The following is a 16252-nucleotide window of genomic DNA, read 5'->3' as shown; positions in this document are numbered from 1 at the left end:
CGACAAGGAGAATCCATGCGCCGCAGTCAACGCAACACACTCACGCAGGCGAATCACGTCGCGCTGCCCGACTACGATGACGTTTGCCTCGTGCTGCAAGGCGGCGGCGCGCTGGGTTCGTATCAGGCCGGCGTGTTCGAAGGGCTCGCCGAAGTGGGCGTGGATCCGACATGGACCTCGGGCATTTCGATCGGCGCGTTGAATACCGCGATCATCGCGGGCAACGCGCCCGAGAATCGCGTGGCGGCGCTGCGTGGGTTCTGGAACACGATCTGCCAGCCCGCGGATCTCGTCGGGCATGTGGGCGCGTTCATGCCCGCCGCGTTCGGCTTCGCGAATATCGGCCGCAAGTTTTCGAGCATGTGGGCCGCGGCGCGCGCGCTCACCGAAGGGCAGAAGGGCTTCTTCTCGCCGCGCGTTCATTTGCCTTTGACGCCTGCGAAGAGCAGGCGCCCAAGCGACGTGAGCTTTTACGATACGTCCGCGTTGCGCGCGACGCTGCTGCAGTTCGCCGATTTCGACCGCATCAACGATGGCGCGATGCGTGTATCGGTGGGCGCGGTGAACGTACGCACGGGCAATCTCGTCTACTTCGACAACACGAAGATGCGGCTCGAGCCCGAGCACTTCATGGCATCGGGTGCGTTGCCGCCGGGCTTTCCGGCTGTGGAGATCGACGGCGAGTTCTACTGGGACGGCGGGCTCGTATCGAATACGCCGTTGACGGAGATCATCCGCGAAAGTCAGCACAAGGACACGCTCGTGTTTCAGGTGGACCTGTGGAGCGCGCGTGGCACGTTGCCCGGCGATTTTCTCGATGTCAGCGAGCGCACGAAAGACATTCAGTATTCGAGCAGAACGCGCGCCATCACCGATTTCGTTTCGCATAACCAGAAGCATGCGCGGCTCATCAAGGAGCTACTGGAGCATGTTCCGGAAAAGACGCGCCGCTCGCATCCGCTGCTGCGCGAGGCGCAGAAGGTCGCGGATGGCGGCGCGGTGAACGTCGTGCATCTCATCTACAAGAACAAGTTTTTCGAAGGGCACTACAAGGATTACGAGTTCAGCAACGATACGATGGACGAGCACTGGGCGAGCGGTCTGGAAGACATTCGCCGTTCGTTCGGACATCCGGAGTGGTTCGAGGTGCCGAGTCACGATCTCGGCTTCGTGACGCATGACGTGCATCGTTACGAACCCGCGCCGCAGGCGACCGCTGACATGCCGAAGGCGGCGGCGAACAAACTGGATGACGTGGTCGAAGGCGTTTGAAGCGTTGCGGCGTTTGAATTACTCTGGTTAGCCTCGTCACAACGCCTGCGAGGCAAGCCATGCCCGACTGGAAACCCGCGACTTACACGTCCGTCAGTCCCTATCTCGTCTGCGCAAACGCGCCGGCGATCATCGCATTCCTTGAACGTGTCTTCGATGCACAACTGCTGCGCCGCTTCGATCGTCCCGATGGCTCGCTGATGCACGCCGAATTGCGTATCGACGATAGCGTCGTGATGATCGGCGGCGGCGCGACCGATCAGCAATCGCAGGGTCCGCACATCCACGTCTACGTGCGCGATGCGCAAGCCGTCTACGATCGCGCGCTCCGGCACGGCGCGCAAAGCGTGCAGGCGCCCGCGCGCAAACGCGACGACGACGACTTTCGCGGCGGCTTTCGCGATGCCGCCGGAACGACGTGGTGGGTCGCGACGCAATGACGGGTCAGCGCTTTTTTCGCTTCGCGCGCGCGGCCGGCGCACCGAGACTTTCGCGCAACGCATCGGTCAGCGTCTTGAGAAACTGATCGACGGCAGGCGGCAGACGCCGCTCGCGCATCACCGTGACCTGCAGCAGGCGCTCGTTGAGCAAAGGCTCGTCGATGGGCGTCGCGACGAGCGTCGGCGGGCCCGGATCGCCTTCGAGCGCGACCGCGCTGCCGAGCGTGATCGCGCCGGTGAGCGCGGCGAAATGATGCATCGCGCTCGAGTTGTTGCTCGTCAGAACCGGCTCGAGATGCACGCCGCGCGCCGAGCAGCACCAGTCGATCAGCTGGCGCACCGTCGTGCCGCGATCGAGCACGGCGGTCGGGTACTGAAGCACGTCATCGAGCGTGATGCTCGCCTTGCCCGCCAGCGGATGCGTCGGTGGCAGCAGCGCGCAGACCGGCGCCTTCACGCTGTATTCGACGCTCAGCGCGGTAGATGTCGATGTCGAAAACGCAAGGCCTACATCGACTTCGCCGCTCGCCACCCAATGCTCGACCTGTCCCGGCGTACCCGAACGCATCACGAAACGCGTGCCCGGATGCGCGCGATAGTGCGACGCCATCACGCTCGGCAAAAAGCAGCGCGTGAAACCCTCCGTGCAGCCGATACGCACGATCCCGAGCCCGAGCGCATGCATCTCCGATATCTCCGCGAGCACCGCGTCGCCGTCCATGAGCGCGCGGCGCGCGTGCTGCACGAGCAACTCGCCCGCTTCCGTCAGGATCATGCCGCGCGGCATGCGCTCGAATAGCGGCGTGCCCGCCTGTTCCTCCAGCTTCGCGATCTGCCGGCTGATCGCCGACACCGCGACGTGAAGCTGTTCCGATGCCGCCGCCAGCGAACCCGAGCGCGCGACTTCTACGAAGTATTTGAGAGCGATGCCATGCAGCACGATGCCTTCCCTGAGCGTTGCCTTTTTGGCAATGCTAGTCGCAAATTTTGAAATTTTCGCGAATTTTTGGCGTTTCTAGACTGGCCGGAATGAGTAGCCACAATTGCCCGGAGACGTCGTGAAAAAACATCAAGAAAGTCGTGAAGCCGCCATCGCCATCGCTTGCAAGATGTTCGATTCGGGCGCGTTCTTCGCGGATCTGCAGGGCCGCGTCGCGTTTCGCACCGAGAGCCAGAACGGGCGGAATCCCGCGCTGAATGCCTATCTCACCGATGAGATCAGCGACACGCTCGCGCGCGTCGGTTTTACGGCGCGCGTCGTCGAGAATCCGGTCGCGGGCGGCCCGCCGTTTTTGATCGCCGAACGCCACGAATCCGACGACTTGCCGACGGTGCTGACCTACGGTCATGGCGACGTCGTGCGCGGCTACGACGAGCAATGGCGCGCGGGCCTGAAGCCGTGGGACATCGTCGTCGACGAAGACCGCTGGTACGGCCGCGGCACCGCCGACAACAAAGGCCAGCATTCGGTCAATTTCGCGGCGCTCGCCGCGGTGTTGCAGGCGCGCGCAGGCAGGCTCGGCTACAACGTCAAGGTGATCTTCGAAACGGGCGAGGAGGTCGGCTCGCCGGGTCTCGATGAAGTCTGCGCCGCGCACAAGAATGCGCTCGCGGCGGATGTATTCATCGCGTCGGACGGGCCGCGCGTATCCGCCGAACGTCCGACGCTCTTTCTCGGCTCGCGCGGCGGCGTGCCGTTCGAACTGACGGTGAACCTCCGCGAAGGCGGACATCACTCCGGCAACTGGGGCGGCGTGCTGCGCAATCCGGCCGTCGTGCTGTCGCATGCGATCGCGAGTCTCGTCGACCGCAACGGCAGCATCGTCGTCGAAGGATTGCGGCCGCCGCCGATTTCCGATGCGGTGCGCGAAGCCCTCGCCGATATCGAACTGGGCCGCGACGAAAGCTCACCCGAGATCGATCCGACGTGGGGCGAGCCGGGCCTGACGCCGACCGAACGCGTGATCGGCTGGAACGCGCTCGAAGTGCTCGCGATGAAATCCGGCAACGCCGATGCACCCGTCAACGCGATTCCGCCGTTCGCGAAAGCGGTGTGCCAGTTGCGCTTCGTCGTCGGAACGGATTGGGAGAACCTGCAGACGCATCTCGAACGTCACTTCGCGCAGCACGGCTTCACCGAAGTGACCGTCAAGGCGACGCGCGGCACGCCCGCGACGCGCCTCGATCTCGACGATCCGTGGGTTCACTGGGCACTCGATTCGATGCGCGCGACGACCGGCAAGAAGCCCGCGCTGTTGCCGAACCTGGGCGGCACGGTGCCCAACGATGTCTTCGCGAAGACACTCGGCCTGCCGACGCTCTGGGTGCCGCATTCGTATCCCGCGTGCAACCAGCACGCGCCGAACGAACACGTGCTCGGCTCCGTCATGCGCGAATCGCTCGGCGTGATGGCGGGCCTCTGGTGGGACCTCGGCGAGATGGGCGCGGCGATCGTCGCCACGCGCGACGCGCATTGATCGAACGCCACTCATGACACGCTGACATCATGAACAAAAAGCCCCTGAGCCTGACGCAAATCGTGCTCGCGACTTCGGTCGGCAACGCGCTCGAATGGTTCGATATCGCGATCTATGCGTTTTTCGCGGTGTATATCGCGAAGAACTTCTTCCCGGCCGCGAACGAGACGGCGTCGATGCTGCTCACGTTCGGCTCGTTCGGCGCGTCGTATCTGGTGCGGCCGATAGGCGGCATGGTGCTCGGCGCATACGCCGACAAGCGCGGGCGCAAGGCTGCGTTGATGATGTCGGTCGGGCTGATGATGATCGGCACGGCGATCATCGCGGTGATTCCGCCGTATGCGTCGATCGGATTGATCGCGCCCGCGGGCGTGTTCATCGCGCGCCTGATCCAGGGCTTTTCGGCGGGCGGCGAGTTCGGGCCGTCGACGGCCATGCTGATCGAGCACGCGCCGGATCGCCGTGGCCTGCTCGCGAGCTGGCAATTCGCGACGCAGGGGCTCGCGACCTTGCTCGCGTCGATTTTCGGCTTCGCGCTCGCCAAGCTGATGCCCGCCGCCGAGCTTGCCGCATGGGGCTGGCGCATTCCGTTCTTCTTCGGCTTGCTGATCGGACCGGCGGGTCTTTTCCTGCGCCGCTATCTCGAAGACGCGGCCGATTACACCGAAGCCGAGCACACGTCGACGCCCGTGCGCGATGTATTCACGCAGCAAAAGGCGCTGCTGCTCATCTCGATCGGCGCGCTGACGGTATCGACGGCGGTGAACTATCTGCTGCAATACGTGCCGACGTTCGCGATCCGCGAACTGCATCTCGATGCATCGACGGGTTTCGCCGCGAGCACCGTCGCGGGCCTGATGCTGACGCTGGTGACGCCTTTCGCGGGGCATCTCTCGGACAGGATCGGCCGCGTGAAGCAGATGTCGACGGCGGCGCTCCTGCTCTTCGTGACGGGCTATCCGGCGTTCGCGTATGTCGTTTCGCATGTGTCGGTGGCGTCGCTGTTCGCGCTCGTCGCGTGGCTCGCGCTGCTCAAGGCGATCTATTTCGGCGCGCTGCCGGCGTTGATGTCGGAGATCTTTCCCGTGTCGACGCGCGCGACGGGCATGTCGATCGGCTACAACATCGGCGTGACGGTGTTCGGCGGCTTCACGCCCGCGATCATCATCTGGCTCCTGAGCGCGACGGGCAGCAAGGCCGCGCCGAGCTTCTACATGATGTTCACGGCGGTGATCAGTCTCGCGGGGCTCGCGGCGGTGAGCCGCGGCAAGGTGCAGATGCGAGCGGCGAGCGCGGCCGCCTGAGTCCGCTTCTCTTTTTGCTACGAGCGCGCCGATTGCCGATGACATCGACAATCGGCGTTTCGCTTTGTATCGCACTGTATCTGCACCGAATCCCGACACACGGCGTTTCATAATCCGCTTTTCGCGAAACAAGCCAGATACGTCCGCGAGTTCAAATACCTCCAAGCCGAACGATTCGCAACACACGGCGAATCGCCAAGACGGCCTTCCATCAAAATTCACTGGAGGTAAATCATGAAAGTCATCCAATCGCTGATCGTCGCCGCTGCCGTCGCGCTTCCGGTTCTTTCGTTCGCTCAGTCGAATCAGCCGATCACCCGCGCCGAAGTGCGTGCGCAACTCGTCGAGCTGGAAAAGGCGGGCTACGACCCGGCAAGCGATCAGACGCAATATCCGCAAAACATCCAGGCCGCGCAAGCGCGCGTGGACGCCGCGAAGGGCCTGACGGCATACGGCGCGCCGGCGAACGGCAACGTCGCGTCGGGCACGCGTTCGGCGGATACGGATGTCATCGGACTCGGCCCGGTTTTCGCGAAGCCGTAATCGCACGGATTTAACGAATTAGAAAGCCCGGACGAAATTGCTCGTCCGGGCTCGACGCGTTTCTGTCAATAACGTATTACGCCACGGTTTCAAGGTCCCGCAGGCGATACACTCTCGCTACAAAATCCTATTTTCGACGGCATGCGACGTGCTTCGATTGGTCGAGCGCGGAAAATGGGTATCATCCATCTCCGCCCCGCGCGGATTTAGCCGAACGTAACAATGTATCGCAGTGTTTTGAGTGCGACGCCACTGATTTTCGAGGCGCTTATGCCCACAGACGTAGACAACATCACCGACGAGCAAATCGCGTCGATCGCCGATCGACTGACCGAAGAAGGTCGCAAGGTTTCTCCCTTGACGGTTTGGGCGGAGGCCGGAAACGGCTCCGTCGTCGCCATCGCGGCCGGCCTGCAGCGCTGGCGCGAGGCGCGGTCCCCGGACATGCCGCAGCAGCAGGCGCCGACCGGACTGCCCGACGACCTTGCCGAGACGCTCGTGAATGTCGCGCGGCGGCTTTGGACCGTCTCGCGCGACGAAACCGAGCGGATGTCCGGTCAGCGGCTGTCCGCCGTGAGCCAGCGGCTCACGACCGCGCTTGCGGAGCGCGACGAGGCGCTCGCCGAATTCCAGAAGACCGGCGACGAGGCCGCGAAGAACCGCCAGCAAATGATGGAAATGCTGAGCGCATTGCGGGCGTCCGAGGAATCGGTCGTTCGACTGCGCGAAGAGGCCGATGCAGCCACGATACGCGCGCAGACCGCCGAGACGCACATCGAGGAAGCGGCGCAGCGCGCGTCGGCGGAGCGGGCCCAACTGGAAACCGTGAACGCATCGCTCGAAGAAGAGCGGCGGGCGAAAGAAGCGCTGAACGCGGCGCTGGCGGCCAAGGACGAGGACATCGCGCGCATCGCGCAAGAGCGCGATCAGGCACGCGAGCAGCAGGCGAATCTGCATGCGTCGCTTGCGGGCAAGGACGAGGAGCTTGCGCGCATCGTTGAGGAGCGCAATCAGGCACGGCAGCAGCACGAGCAATTGAGCGCGTCGCTTGCGAGCAAGGATGAAGAACTCGCGCGCATCGCGGAAGAGCGCGATCAGGCGCGTCAGCAGCACGAGCAGTTGAGCGCGTCGCTCGCGGGCAAGGATGAAGAACTCGCGCGTATCGCGGAAGAGCGCGATCAGGCGCGTCAGCAGCACGAGCAGTTGAGCGCGTCGCTTGCGGCCAAGGATGAAGAACTCGCGCGCATCGCCGAGGAGCGCGATCAGGCGCGTCAGCAGCATGAAGCGCTTGGCCTCGTATCGCAGGAAAAATCGGCGGAAGCCGAGCGCCTGTTGCAGGACCTCAACGCGGCGCATACGCGCGCGCAGGCCGCCGAAGCGCAGGCGAGCGAAAACCTCGCCCGGATCGCCGCGCTGGAAGCGGAACTGAACGACGCGCGCAGCGCACTGGCAGCGGAGCGCGAAAGCGCGGCTGCGCGCGGCGCGGAAGTTTCGGCGCAGCGGGAACATGCCGAGCGCATCGGCGCCGAGCTGGACGAAGCCCGCAAGCAGGTCAGCGCGCTGATGGAAGAAAAGGCCGAGCAGGGCGCGGAACTCGCGCGCGTATCGAACGATGTCAACGCGTTGCGCGAACGCGCCGAAGCCGCCGAGAGAAACGCGACCGATCTCGCGAAGCGTCTCGTCGAAAAGGAGCAGGGCGACGAGTCCGAGCTGGCATCGCTGCAGCGTCAGGTGGCGGCGCAGGCGAAGGCGCATTCGAAGGCCTACGAGGACCTTCGCGCCAATGCCGAGCAGTGGGTCACGTACGCGAAGGACTTGCGCCAGCGCCTCGACGTGGCGAACGAGAAGATCCTTTTCATCGATGCCCGCAGCACCGGCGAGGTCGCGCTGATGCGGCGGCTCGCGGTCGAACTGGAGCGCCTGAAGCCCGATCACGAGCTCGTGTTCCGCGAGGCGCAGCAGAAGCTGATCGGCGACAAGATGGCGCAACAGCTCGCGCAGAAGGGCTATCGCTACGATCCGGCCACGGCGGTGATGTCGAAGATCGAAACGTGACATCGGCGTGACGATGCATACGCGGACCCTCACCGTCACCGTCGATCGCGACTGGCGCGAGCTTTACGACGCGATCTGGCGTCCGGAAGTCTTCCCGACGTGGGCGTCCGGACTGGCGCAGTCGACGCTCGAAGACATGGGCGATCACTGGCGCGCACGCGGTCCGGCAGGCGAAGTGACGATCCGCTTCACCGAGCACAACGCGTTCGGAATCATGGATCATCGCGTCGGTCTGCCGGATGGCGGCGAGGTCTACGTTCCGTTGCGCGTGTATCAGAACGGCGCGGGCGCCGATATCGCGCTCACGCTGTTCCGCCAGCCCGGCATGTCCGATGACACATTCGCCGCCGACGCCGACTGGGTCCGCCGCGATCTCGCCGCGCTTGCGGCCCGTTACGGCAAGCGCTGATTTTCGCGTATCCCTTCCAGTCAACGCCGGCAAGCTATCATGTGGTCATTCCAAACATGCCGCACGGGCTGGAGAACCATATGGCTGGACCTCAGGAAAGCGTCAGCATGGCGTTGTTCTGCGACTTCGAGAACGTCGCGCTCGGCGTTCGCGATGCGAAGTACGAAAAATTCGATATCAGACCCGTGCTCGAACGCCTGCTGCTGAAGGGAAGCATCGTCGTCAAAAAGGCTTATTGCGACTGGGACCGCTACAAGGGCTTCAAATCGGCGATGCACGAGGCCAGCTTCGAGATGATCGAGATTCCGCACGTGCGTCAGTCCGGCAAGAATTCCGCCGATATCCGTCTCGTCGTCGATGCACTCGATCTCTGCTACACGAAAGCGCACGTCGATACGTTCGTCATCATCAGCGGCGATTCGGACTTCTCGCCGCTCGTGTCGAAACTGCGTGAGAACGCGAAGAAAGTCATCGGCGTGGGCGTGAAGCAATCGACGTCGGATCTGCTCGTCGCGAACTGCGACGAGTTCATCTTCTACGACGACCTCGTGCGCGAGCAGCAACGCGCCATCGCCAAGCGCGAACAGCGCGATGCGAAGCGCGCGTCCGACGAAGAGCGGCAACCGAAGCAGGAGATGGAATCGCGCAAGTCGCACGCGATCGCGATTACCGTCGAGACCTTCGAGGCGCTCGCATCGGAACGCGGCGAGAGCGGCAAGATCTGGGCATCGGTGCTGAAGAGCGCCATCAAGCGCCGCAAGCCGGGTTTCAGCGAGACGCAATACGGCTTTCGCGCGTTCGGCAATCTGCTCGACGAAGCGCAATCTCGCGGTCTGCTTGAAGTCGGCCGCGACGATAAATCCGGCGCGTTCGTGTTTCGTTCTGCTCACACGGCTCAGGTCGCGCCGATGGACGTGAGACCGAGCGAACCGCCAGCGGTCGCGCCCGCTAAAGAACACGAGGGAGCGGCGAACGGCCGGCGCAAGGAGAAACGCGGCGGGAGAAAGTCTGCACGCGTGGCGGCGCCCGAACCTGTGTTCGTCGTCGAAGAAGCGCCGGCGCCCGTCGAGGTCGAAACGCCCGAGCCGTCGCAGGAACACGCGTCCGCTCCCGAGCCTGCACCGAAAAAGCCCGCCGCGCCGCGCCGGTCGCGCAAGACCGCGGCGAAACGAAGCGCCGCCGCCGACGTGCCGCATGAAAGCGCCGCGCCCGTCGCCGAGCCCGATGCCGAAGCGAAGGCGGAGAAGCCATCGCGCAAGCCGTCAGCGCGGGGCAACCGCTCGCGCAAGACTGCCGACAAGCCGGTCGAATCGTGATGCCACGGCGCGTCAGCCGGTACGCTGCTCCGCCGTCGCCGACGCATCTTGCTCTTGAACGCGCACGGCGGCGTGCTCTTCGGCGCGCCAGCGCTGCCGCGAGCGATACATCGTCGCGACCGCGATGCGCGCCATCTTCACCCAGCCCGAGTGACGCGGGTCCGCGAGCATGCTGAGCGCGCGCGCATAGTCGAGCGTGAGGCCGGGCGTCCAGGCCATCGTCGCAGCGCGTTTGCGAACTTGCGCGGCGACCCACAACTCGGGCGTCGTCATGATACGCACGAGCGGCTTCCATCCGCCGCCTTTGCCCCACACGCGCGCCGACGCGCCTTCGATCGCCGCTTCCAGCGCCCGCGCCACGGAACTCGAACAGTTGCGGTACGTGAGGTTGTACGTCGTGTCGCGCCGATACTCCTGCCAGAAGCGCGCGAGCCGCGCCGGATCGTAATTGCGGATACGCACCTGCTGCGTCGACGGACACCACGCCTTCGATTCCGTTTCGTAGTCCGGCTGAAAGAGGCCGGGCACGTCGTTCTCGCGCGTCGCGCGCAACGTGCGTGAGAATTCGTCCGGCGACCGGTCGATTTCGACCGCCGGATAGAGGCTGATGTACACGCCCTCGGGCGTCTCCAGCGCCGCATGGCCGGTCGAGATCGTGCCGTTCCTGTCGACGGCGGCGATATAGCGATCGATGATCAATTGCCTGCGCGGTTGCGACTTCGCCGTGCCGACGGGCGTCCACACATGCACCGTCAGCGCGGCTTCGCCGGGCGCGGGCGGGCCGTCCCAGACCGCGCCTGCGAACGATGGCGCGGCGGGCTTCGCGTCGTCGTGAGCGGAGTTGGTTGCACCGTCATCGACGGCGGGATTCGCCGCCATGCGCCGCACGCGCGCTGCGAGCAGGATCATGTTCCAGCCGCCGAAGAAAAGCCCGAACGCGACGCAATACGCGACCGTGCCCGCATAGTGATCCGGATACGGCTGATAGAAGAAGATCGCGATGGCGATCTCGAGCACGCCGCCCGCCATCGCGATACGCCATTTGCGAAAGCGGACCACGCGCGCGGAAATGATCTGGAGCGCGCCATCGACGAGAAAAAGCGTGCCGAAGATGAGCGACAGCACGAAATTGCCGTGCTCGCCGCCGAACAGCACGAGCAGCGCCGAGAGGCAGAAAGTCGCGCCCTTCACGTAGCGCAGCTTGCGCTGGCCGCCCATGCCGGTCCACGCGACGGCCAGCGTGGCGAGGCCTTCGAGCAGCATCAGCAGCACGAAGGGGACGATGGGAAAGTACAGGGAACCGTCGAGCGCGTCGATGAAGATGACGCCGCCGAGCGCGATGCTGAGCAGGCCGAGCGTCATCACCGAGCGCCAGCGCGTGCGCAGATAGTCGACGCCGAGAAGAATCATCACGAGCCGAACCATCGCTTCCTCCGTCTGGTCATTCGACGCCTCGTGCGCGACACGCGCGGCCACACACTATATAAGCCATGGACGGCGGATACGGCAAGAAGCGCAAACCCCAGACGAATGCGCGCGGCGTCATGCGTGCTGCACGACGCCGCGCGATTTTCACCTACTGCACCGCATGCTTCGCGGCATCTTCGATCACGGCCGCGACCTGCTGCGGCTTCGATTCGTACACGGAATGGCTCGCGCCCGGAATGACCGTGATGTGACTGTGCGCGCGTTCGTAGTACCAGCGTTCGAGATCCGGATTGATGATCTTGTCGCCGCCCGCCACGATGCCCCAACTCGGTTTCGTCGTCCACGCCGCGGCGGAGAGCGGCGTCGTGAAGACTTGCGCCGCAGTCAGGATCTGCGAGCGCGATTCGAACGTCGCTTGCCTGAGCGGAAGATCGGCGGCGAAGTCTTTCGGGAAGACGGCGGGATTCAGATACGTGTAGCCGTCCGCGGTCTTTTCGACGGCGTTCGTCTGCTTCGCGAGGAAGCTCGGCGTCTTCTTGCCGAGCGCGCCTTCGTCCTCGCCGACGTTCGGCGCATGCGCCGCGACATAGACGAGCCCGGCGACGTTCGGATGCACGCCCGCTTCCGTGATGACCGACCCGCCGTAACTATGACCGACGAGAATCGTCGGACCGTTCTGCAGGTCGAGCACGCGCTTGGTCGCGGCGACGTCCGCGTCGAGCGAGGTGAGTGGCTCCTGCACCATCGTGACGTGATAGCCGTCGCGCGTCAGGATGTCGTAGACCGGCTTCCATCCCGAGCCGTCGACCCATGCGCCATGCACGAGGACGATGTTCTTGATCGGCGCATGCGTTTGCGCGGATACATTCGCCGATGCCAACACGCCAGCCGATAACGCCAGTGCCGACGCGACTTGCAAAATTCGCTTCATGAAAGACTCCGCTAGTGCGAACGATGGATCAGCTGCCGAAGAACGGCTGGCAGAAGTCGGCCGGACCGACGCACGCGTTGTTCATCGCGGCATGCTTCGACGGGCTCGCTGCCGATGCGCTCGTGCCGGTCCGTACGCCGCCATAGGCTTGCGATGCGTCGGTGTGTTGCGCGGCGATTTTGCCTTCCGCTGCCTGAATGTCCGCGGGGTAATACGGATCGCTCGCAATCGCGGGGTTATAGCCGGCTTGCTCGACGGCGACGAGATCGGCACGGACTTGAGCGCGCGTAACGGGGCCGTTCGATTGCGCGAATGCGATCGCGGGCGCGGCGAGCGTGGCGACAACGAGAGAGAGGCTGACGAGGTACTTGTTCATGATCGACTCCAAGGTAGATTGAGTGATGCGATTGATCGGGTATCCGAAATAACGATGTTCTTCGGTTTCCCTCGATAAGGCCGTTGGTCTGCGTTCGCGTTTCGACCTTGACGACACTGTATCGGCCACGGAACGACTCGACTACACCTACGAAGGAGCGTGCGTGCACCAACCTTCGATGCATCGATTAAACGTTCGCGTGGCGTGCGCGCCGTGAATCCAGCCGTCTGTCTGATGCACTCATACGAAGGTGTTAGCTTTCGCGGGCGCAGCCGCCGCGCGCATTAAACCTTGATATAGGCCGGCGCAACCATCGGGCAGTTGGCGCGCGATTTCGGTTTCATTACCTTGGAGTGGCGATGCCGATTCCACGCATTTCTTCGACAAGGAGCCGAACATGGCTGAAGCTGCACTCGCCCTCGATCCGTGGGCGCGAACGATCTTCCTGCTGACATCGTTGAGTGATGGCGCGAGCTTCGAAGCGCCTTCGCCGAGGCGTCCTTTTGCGCAAGGCGGCGATCAACGCGTCGCGGTGAAGCTGATCGAGCGGCCATCGAGCACGACGGCGACGATCGAATGGCGCGACTCGACGCGCTGCTGTTATGGCGATCAGGTGTGGCGTGCGATGCGCGCGCGCACCGTCGGCGTATGCGCGATGAGCGGCGTCGAGATTCGTCGCGGCGATCGTGTTTATGCGCCGAATCCGCGTCCGGTTCCGGGCAATGCGGGCGCGATGATTCTCGCGTCGGTGCTCGATGAGCTGACACCGTCCTGAACTCGTCAGACGAAATCAGTCGATGCCGACGCCCCAGAAACGCGTCATGCCGAATCGATCGATCCTGAAGCCCGTCACATTGCGCGCGACCGGCTGATAAACGGTCGCGTGCGCAATCGGCGTGAACGGAACCTGTTCCTTGAAGATTCTCTGCGCTTGCTGATAGCGCGCGGTGCGTGCATCGATATCGAGCGTGGCCCGCGCTTCCTTGATGAGATCGTCGTAGGGCTTGTAGCACCACTTCGCGAAGTTGCCGCCCTTCACGGCGTCGCAGCCGAGGAGCACGCCGAGCCAGTCGTCCGGATCGCCATAGTTGCCGCTCCATCCGATGAGTAGCGCGTCATGCTCGCCGGCGCGCGCACGGCGTACGTACTCGCCCATTTCGTACGTGACGATCTCCGCCTGCACGCCGATCTTCGCCCAGTCCGCCTGAATCATCTCCGCCATGAGCCGCGCGTTCGGGTTGTACGCGCGTTGCACCGGCATCGCCCATAGCCTGAGTTTGAGTCCGTTCGCGTGACCCGCTTGCGCGAGCAACGCTTTCGCGCGTGCCGGATCGTACGGCGCGTCGCGAATGCCGAAGTCGTAGCCCCATTGCATCGGCGGCATCGGATTGGTTGCGGCGCGCGCGGTGCCTTGATAGACGGCGTCGAGTATCGCGTGCTTGTCGATCGACATGTCGAGCGCGCGGCGCACGGTCACGTCGTCGAGCGGCGCTCTGGACGTGTTGTAGGCGAGATAGCCCAGATTGAAGCCCGGCTGATTCACGTCTTGCAGGCGCGCGTCTTTCCTGATCGACGCGATGTCGGCGGGACGCGGATAGCTCATCACCTGACATTCGCCCTGCCTGAGCTTTTGCAGGCGCACCATCGGATCGGTGGTGATCGAAAACGTCAGCGATTTCAGCCGGACGATGTTCGCCTTCCAGTATTGCGTGTTGCCCGCGAAGCGGATCGTCGCGTCTTTCGCGTAGTCGATAAACACGAAAGGACCGGTGCCGACCGGATGCCAGTTGATGTCGCTCGCGCGGCCCGCGGCGAGCAGCTTGTCGGCGTATTCGCGCGAGAGTATCGACGCGAAGGGCATCGCCATTTTCTGCAGGAAAGGCGCATCGATTCGTGCGAGCGTGAAGCGCACCGTATAGGGATCGGGCGCGTCGATGCGCTCGATGTTCGTCGCGAGACCGAGGTCGCGGAAATACGGAAACGACACGGGATAAGCGCGGCGAAACGGATGCTGTGCATCGCGCATGCGCTCGAACGTGAACACGACGTCGTCGGCGTTGAATTCGCGCGCCGGCGTGAAGTAGCCAGTCGTATGAAACTTGACGCCGTGGCGCAGATAAAACGTGTATTGAAGGCCATCCGGCGAGCGTTCCCACGACTGCGCGAGCCCCGGCTCGATATCGCCGTTTTCCCGATCGAACTCCACGAGCCGGTTGTAGACGGTATAGCCCGCCGCGCTCGCTTCGATCGACGACGTGAATTGCGCATCGTCGAATCCGGCGGGGCTGGCTTCGGAGCAGTACACGAGGCTTTTGTCGGGCACGCGCTGCTGCGCGGCGGCGAAATCGGCGATGCAGGCTTGCGCGACCAGCAGCGCATGAATCGCCCGCCATGCGTGCTTGCTTTTGCCTGTCATATGCGTGGCCTCGCAGTGTGCCGATGGCGAATGCAGTATAGGCAGCGCAGCACGCTCTTACAATTTGCGCACGGCCTGCGCGCTTCGCATGACGAACGTTCGACCATCGCGCATGAGCGCGCGAGTCGGTATAGCATGCATCGCATGAAGATACTGTTGACCGGTCCGGCGGGGCTGTTTCGCGAGGGCGTCGCGGCGCTCCTGCGGGGATTCGCGCAGGATGCCGAAGTGCACGCGGCCGACCGTCTTCGCGATCGATGGCCGGACGAACGCAAGCCCGATTGCATCGTCATGGACGGCGATCGTCTGAACGATGTCCGCGCGCAACTCGACGCCGCGCGCGAACGTGTCGGAACGACGCCCGTGATCGTGCTGTTGAGCATGGCCACGCGCGAGCAAGTCGATGAACTGATCGCGACGGGCGTCGCGGGATGTGTCGAGAAATCCGCTTCGGCAGAGCTTCTTTTTGGTGCGATCGGCCTCGTGCTGGCAGGCGGCGTTTCGCTGCCGCGCTCGCTGCTTTCGTCGGAGAGAAGCGAATTGCGCATGCCGTCCGGAAACGTCGCGCCGGACCCGAACCTGCATCTGACGCCGCGTCAGCTCGAAGTGCTCGCGCTGCTCGCTCGCGGACGCTCCAACAAGACGATCGCGCGCGAACTCGATGTCGCCGAGGCCACGGTCAAGACGCATCTCACGACGATATTCAAGGCGCTGAACGTATCGAGCCGTGGCGAAGCGAGCGCGGTTGCGGCGCGCATGGCGAAGATCCGCGAGACGCAGGTCGATCACGCCATCAGCGGTCAGCTTCCGGTCGCGCGCCTGCTCGCCAGAATGGAAAGCCAGCGTTTCCGGCCCGGCGAAGTGCTGTTTCGCAAAGGCGATCCGAGCGGCCAGATGTTCTACGTCGAGAAGGGCACGGTGCGGCTTTCGGAGCTCGGCATCGAACTGGGCGCGGGCACGGTGCTCGGCGAAATCGGGCTCTTTTCGCCGGAGCATCGGCGCACGTCGACGGTGATCTGCAAGACGGACTGCGAGATGCGAACCGTTTCCGCCGCCGATGCCATTCGGCTCTACTATCAGGAGCCCGAATTCGCGCTTTATCTGGTCCAGCTCATCGCGAGCCGGCTACAGGCCGACAAGGATCGAGGCGCTTAGGAACGCTTCCGTACATAGTGCGGAAAAGGCGCCTTGCTATTCACCGATGCAATGACTACGTTATGGTGTGCGGCAGACATTTCGTGACCCGAAACATCGGACGCGAGTAAAAGATGCCGGGCGTCGCGGC

At 63.9% G+C, this 16252-nt stretch carries 15 protein-coding genes; 10 read left to right on the top strand and 5 right to left on the bottom strand.

What is annotated here, in order from left to right; genetic code table 11:
- The first annotated feature begins 15 nt into the window (after window positions 1–15).
- Together NCS67_RS22845 and NCS67_RS22840 are read left to right on the top strand one after the other, a co-directional pair.
- Window positions 16–1272 (top strand): DUF3734 domain-containing protein, encoded by a 1257-nt coding sequence (locus NCS67_RS22845; protein ID WP_250436728.1) that lies wholly within the window; start codon window positions 16–18, stop codon window positions 1270–1272.
- Between the two features lie 59 nt (window positions 1273–1331).
- The gene (locus tag NCS67_RS22840; RefSeq protein ID WP_250436726.1) at window positions 1332–1712 is read left to right on the top strand and encodes a VOC family protein; all 381 of its coding nucleotides are present in this window, start codon (window positions 1332–1334) and stop codon (window positions 1710–1712) included.
- Between the two features lie 4 nt (window positions 1713–1716).
- Here the strand turns inward: NCS67_RS22840 and NCS67_RS22835 are convergent, their stop codons facing one another.
- The gene (locus NCS67_RS22835; protein WP_034473156.1) at window positions 1717–2652 is read right to left on the bottom strand and encodes a LysR family transcriptional regulator; all 936 of its coding nucleotides are present in this window, start codon (window positions 2650–2652) and stop codon (window positions 1717–1719) included.
- 169 nt (window positions 2653–2821) lie between these two features.
- Here NCS67_RS22835 and NCS67_RS22830 point away from each other — a divergent pair, with 169 nt between their 5' ends.
- The 6 genes from NCS67_RS22830 (at window position 2822) to NCS67_RS22805 (ending at window position 9816) form a co-directional block, all read left to right on the top strand.
- Window positions 2822–4189 carry a M20 family metallopeptidase gene (locus NCS67_RS22830; RefSeq protein WP_284504143.1) on the top strand — a complete coding sequence of 456 codons (1368 nt, stop codon included), beginning with the start codon at window positions 2822–2824 and terminating at the stop codon, window positions 4187–4189.
- Between the two features lie 26 nt (window positions 4190–4215).
- Window positions 4216–5493, top strand: a complete 1278-nt coding sequence (locus tag NCS67_RS22825) for an MFS transporter (RefSeq protein WP_250436794.1) — start codon at window positions 4216–4218, stop codon at window positions 5491–5493.
- Between the two features lie 234 nt (window positions 5494–5727).
- On the top strand, window positions 5728–6036 hold the full coding sequence (locus tag NCS67_RS22820) for a DUF4148 domain-containing protein (protein WP_008348405.1): 309 nt from the start codon (window positions 5728–5730) through the stop codon (window positions 6034–6036).
- 270 nt (window positions 6037–6306) lie between these two features.
- Complete coding sequence (locus tag NCS67_RS22815) at window positions 6307–8091, top strand: DNA-binding protein (protein ID WP_250436723.1); 1785 nt, start codon at window positions 6307–6309, stop codon at window positions 8089–8091.
- Between the two features lie 13 nt (window positions 8092–8104).
- Complete coding sequence (locus tag NCS67_RS22810) at window positions 8105–8500, top strand: SRPBCC family protein (protein ID WP_008348401.1); 396 nt, start codon at window positions 8105–8107, stop codon at window positions 8498–8500.
- 80 nt (window positions 8501–8580) lie between these two features.
- Window positions 8581–9816 (top strand): NYN domain-containing protein, encoded by a 1236-nt coding sequence (locus NCS67_RS22805; RefSeq protein ID WP_250436721.1) that lies wholly within the window; start codon window positions 8581–8583, stop codon window positions 9814–9816.
- A 12-nt stretch (window positions 9817–9828) separates the two neighbouring features.
- Here NCS67_RS22805 and NCS67_RS22800 read toward each other — a convergent pair whose 3' ends face one another.
- The 3 genes from NCS67_RS22800 to NCS67_RS22790 form a co-directional block, all read right to left on the bottom strand.
- Window positions 9829–11241, bottom strand: coding sequence for an HdeD family acid-resistance protein (locus tag NCS67_RS22800; RefSeq protein ID WP_250436718.1), 1413 nt, complete (start codon window positions 11239–11241; stop codon window positions 9829–9831).
- 151 nt (window positions 11242–11392) lie between these two features.
- Window positions 11393–12175: an alpha/beta hydrolase gene (locus NCS67_RS22795; protein WP_175981129.1), complete on the bottom strand. Its 783-nt coding sequence runs from the start codon at window positions 12173–12175 to the stop codon at window positions 11393–11395.
- A 28-nt stretch (window positions 12176–12203) separates the two neighbouring features.
- Window positions 12204–12551, bottom strand: a complete 348-nt coding sequence (locus NCS67_RS22790; RefSeq protein WP_250436716.1) for a DUF4148 domain-containing protein — start codon at window positions 12549–12551, stop codon at window positions 12204–12206.
- Window positions 12552–12948: 397 nt separating this feature from the next.
- Between NCS67_RS22790 and NCS67_RS22785 the strand changes: the two genes are divergently transcribed.
- Complete coding sequence (locus NCS67_RS22785; RefSeq protein WP_008348391.1) at window positions 12949–13326, top strand: DUF3331 domain-containing protein; 378 nt, start codon at window positions 12949–12951, stop codon at window positions 13324–13326.
- Window positions 13327–13341: 15 nt separating this feature from the next.
- Here the strand turns inward: NCS67_RS22785 and NCS67_RS22780 are convergent, their stop codons facing one another.
- Window positions 13342–14967, bottom strand: a complete 1626-nt coding sequence (locus tag NCS67_RS22780; protein ID WP_250436714.1) for an ABC transporter substrate-binding protein — start codon at window positions 14965–14967, stop codon at window positions 13342–13344.
- 144 nt (window positions 14968–15111) lie between these two features.
- Between NCS67_RS22780 and NCS67_RS22775 the strand changes: the two genes are divergently transcribed.
- Window positions 15112–16122: a LuxR C-terminal-related transcriptional regulator gene (locus NCS67_RS22775; protein WP_250436713.1), complete on the top strand. Its 1011-nt coding sequence runs from the start codon at window positions 15112–15114 to the stop codon at window positions 16120–16122.
- The last annotated feature ends 130 nt before the right edge of the window (window positions 16123–16252 follow it).

The organism is Caballeronia sp. ATUFL_F2_KS9A (assembly GCF_023630765.1).
Taxonomy (GTDB): domain Bacteria; phylum Pseudomonadota; class Gammaproteobacteria; order Burkholderiales; family Burkholderiaceae; genus Caballeronia; species Caballeronia zhejiangensis.
This window is presented reverse-complemented; position numbering and strand designations above follow the sequence as displayed.

Bases quoted from the DNA above. Each gene is read 5' to 3' on its own strand.
- NCS67_RS22775 (WP_250436713.1), top strand. From the start codon at position 15,112: ATGAAGATACTGTTGACCGGTCCGGCGGGGCTGTTTCGCGAGGGCGTC.
- NCS67_RS22785 (WP_008348391.1), top strand. From the start codon at position 12,949: ATGGCTGAAGCTGCACTCGCCCTCGATCCGTGGGCGCGAACGATCTTC.
- NCS67_RS22805 (WP_250436721.1), top strand. From the start codon at position 8,581: ATGGCTGGACCTCAGGAAAGCGTCAGCATGGCGTTGTTCTGCGACTTC.
- NCS67_RS22820 (WP_008348405.1), top strand. From the start codon at position 5,728: ATGAAAGTCATCCAATCGCTGATCGTCGCCGCTGCCGTCGCGCTTCCG.
- NCS67_RS22780 (WP_250436714.1), bottom strand. From the start codon at position 14,967: ATGACAGGCAAAAGCAAGCACGCATGGCGGGCGATTCATGCGCTGCTG.
- NCS67_RS22830 (WP_284504143.1), top strand. From the start codon at position 2,822: ATGTTCGATTCGGGCGCGTTCTTCGCGGATCTGCAGGGCCGCGTCGCG.
- NCS67_RS22810 (WP_008348401.1), top strand. From the start codon at position 8,105: ATGCATACGCGGACCCTCACCGTCACCGTCGATCGCGACTGGCGCGAG.
- NCS67_RS22840 (WP_250436726.1), top strand. From the start codon at position 1,332: ATGCCCGACTGGAAACCCGCGACTTACACGTCCGTCAGTCCCTATCTC.
- NCS67_RS22800 (WP_250436718.1), bottom strand. From the start codon at position 11,241: ATGGTTCGGCTCGTGATGATTCTTCTCGGCGTCGACTATCTGCGCACG.
- NCS67_RS22795 (WP_175981129.1), bottom strand. From the start codon at position 12,175: ATGAAGCGAATTTTGCAAGTCGCGTCGGCACTGGCGTTATCGGCTGGC.
- NCS67_RS22845 (WP_250436728.1), top strand. From the start codon at position 16: ATGCGCCGCAGTCAACGCAACACACTCACGCAGGCGAATCACGTCGCG.
- NCS67_RS22790 (WP_250436716.1), bottom strand. From the start codon at position 12,551: ATGAACAAGTACCTCGTCAGCCTCTCTCTCGTTGTCGCCACGCTCGCC.
- NCS67_RS22815 (WP_250436723.1), top strand. From the start codon at position 6,307: ATGCCCACAGACGTAGACAACATCACCGACGAGCAAATCGCGTCGATC.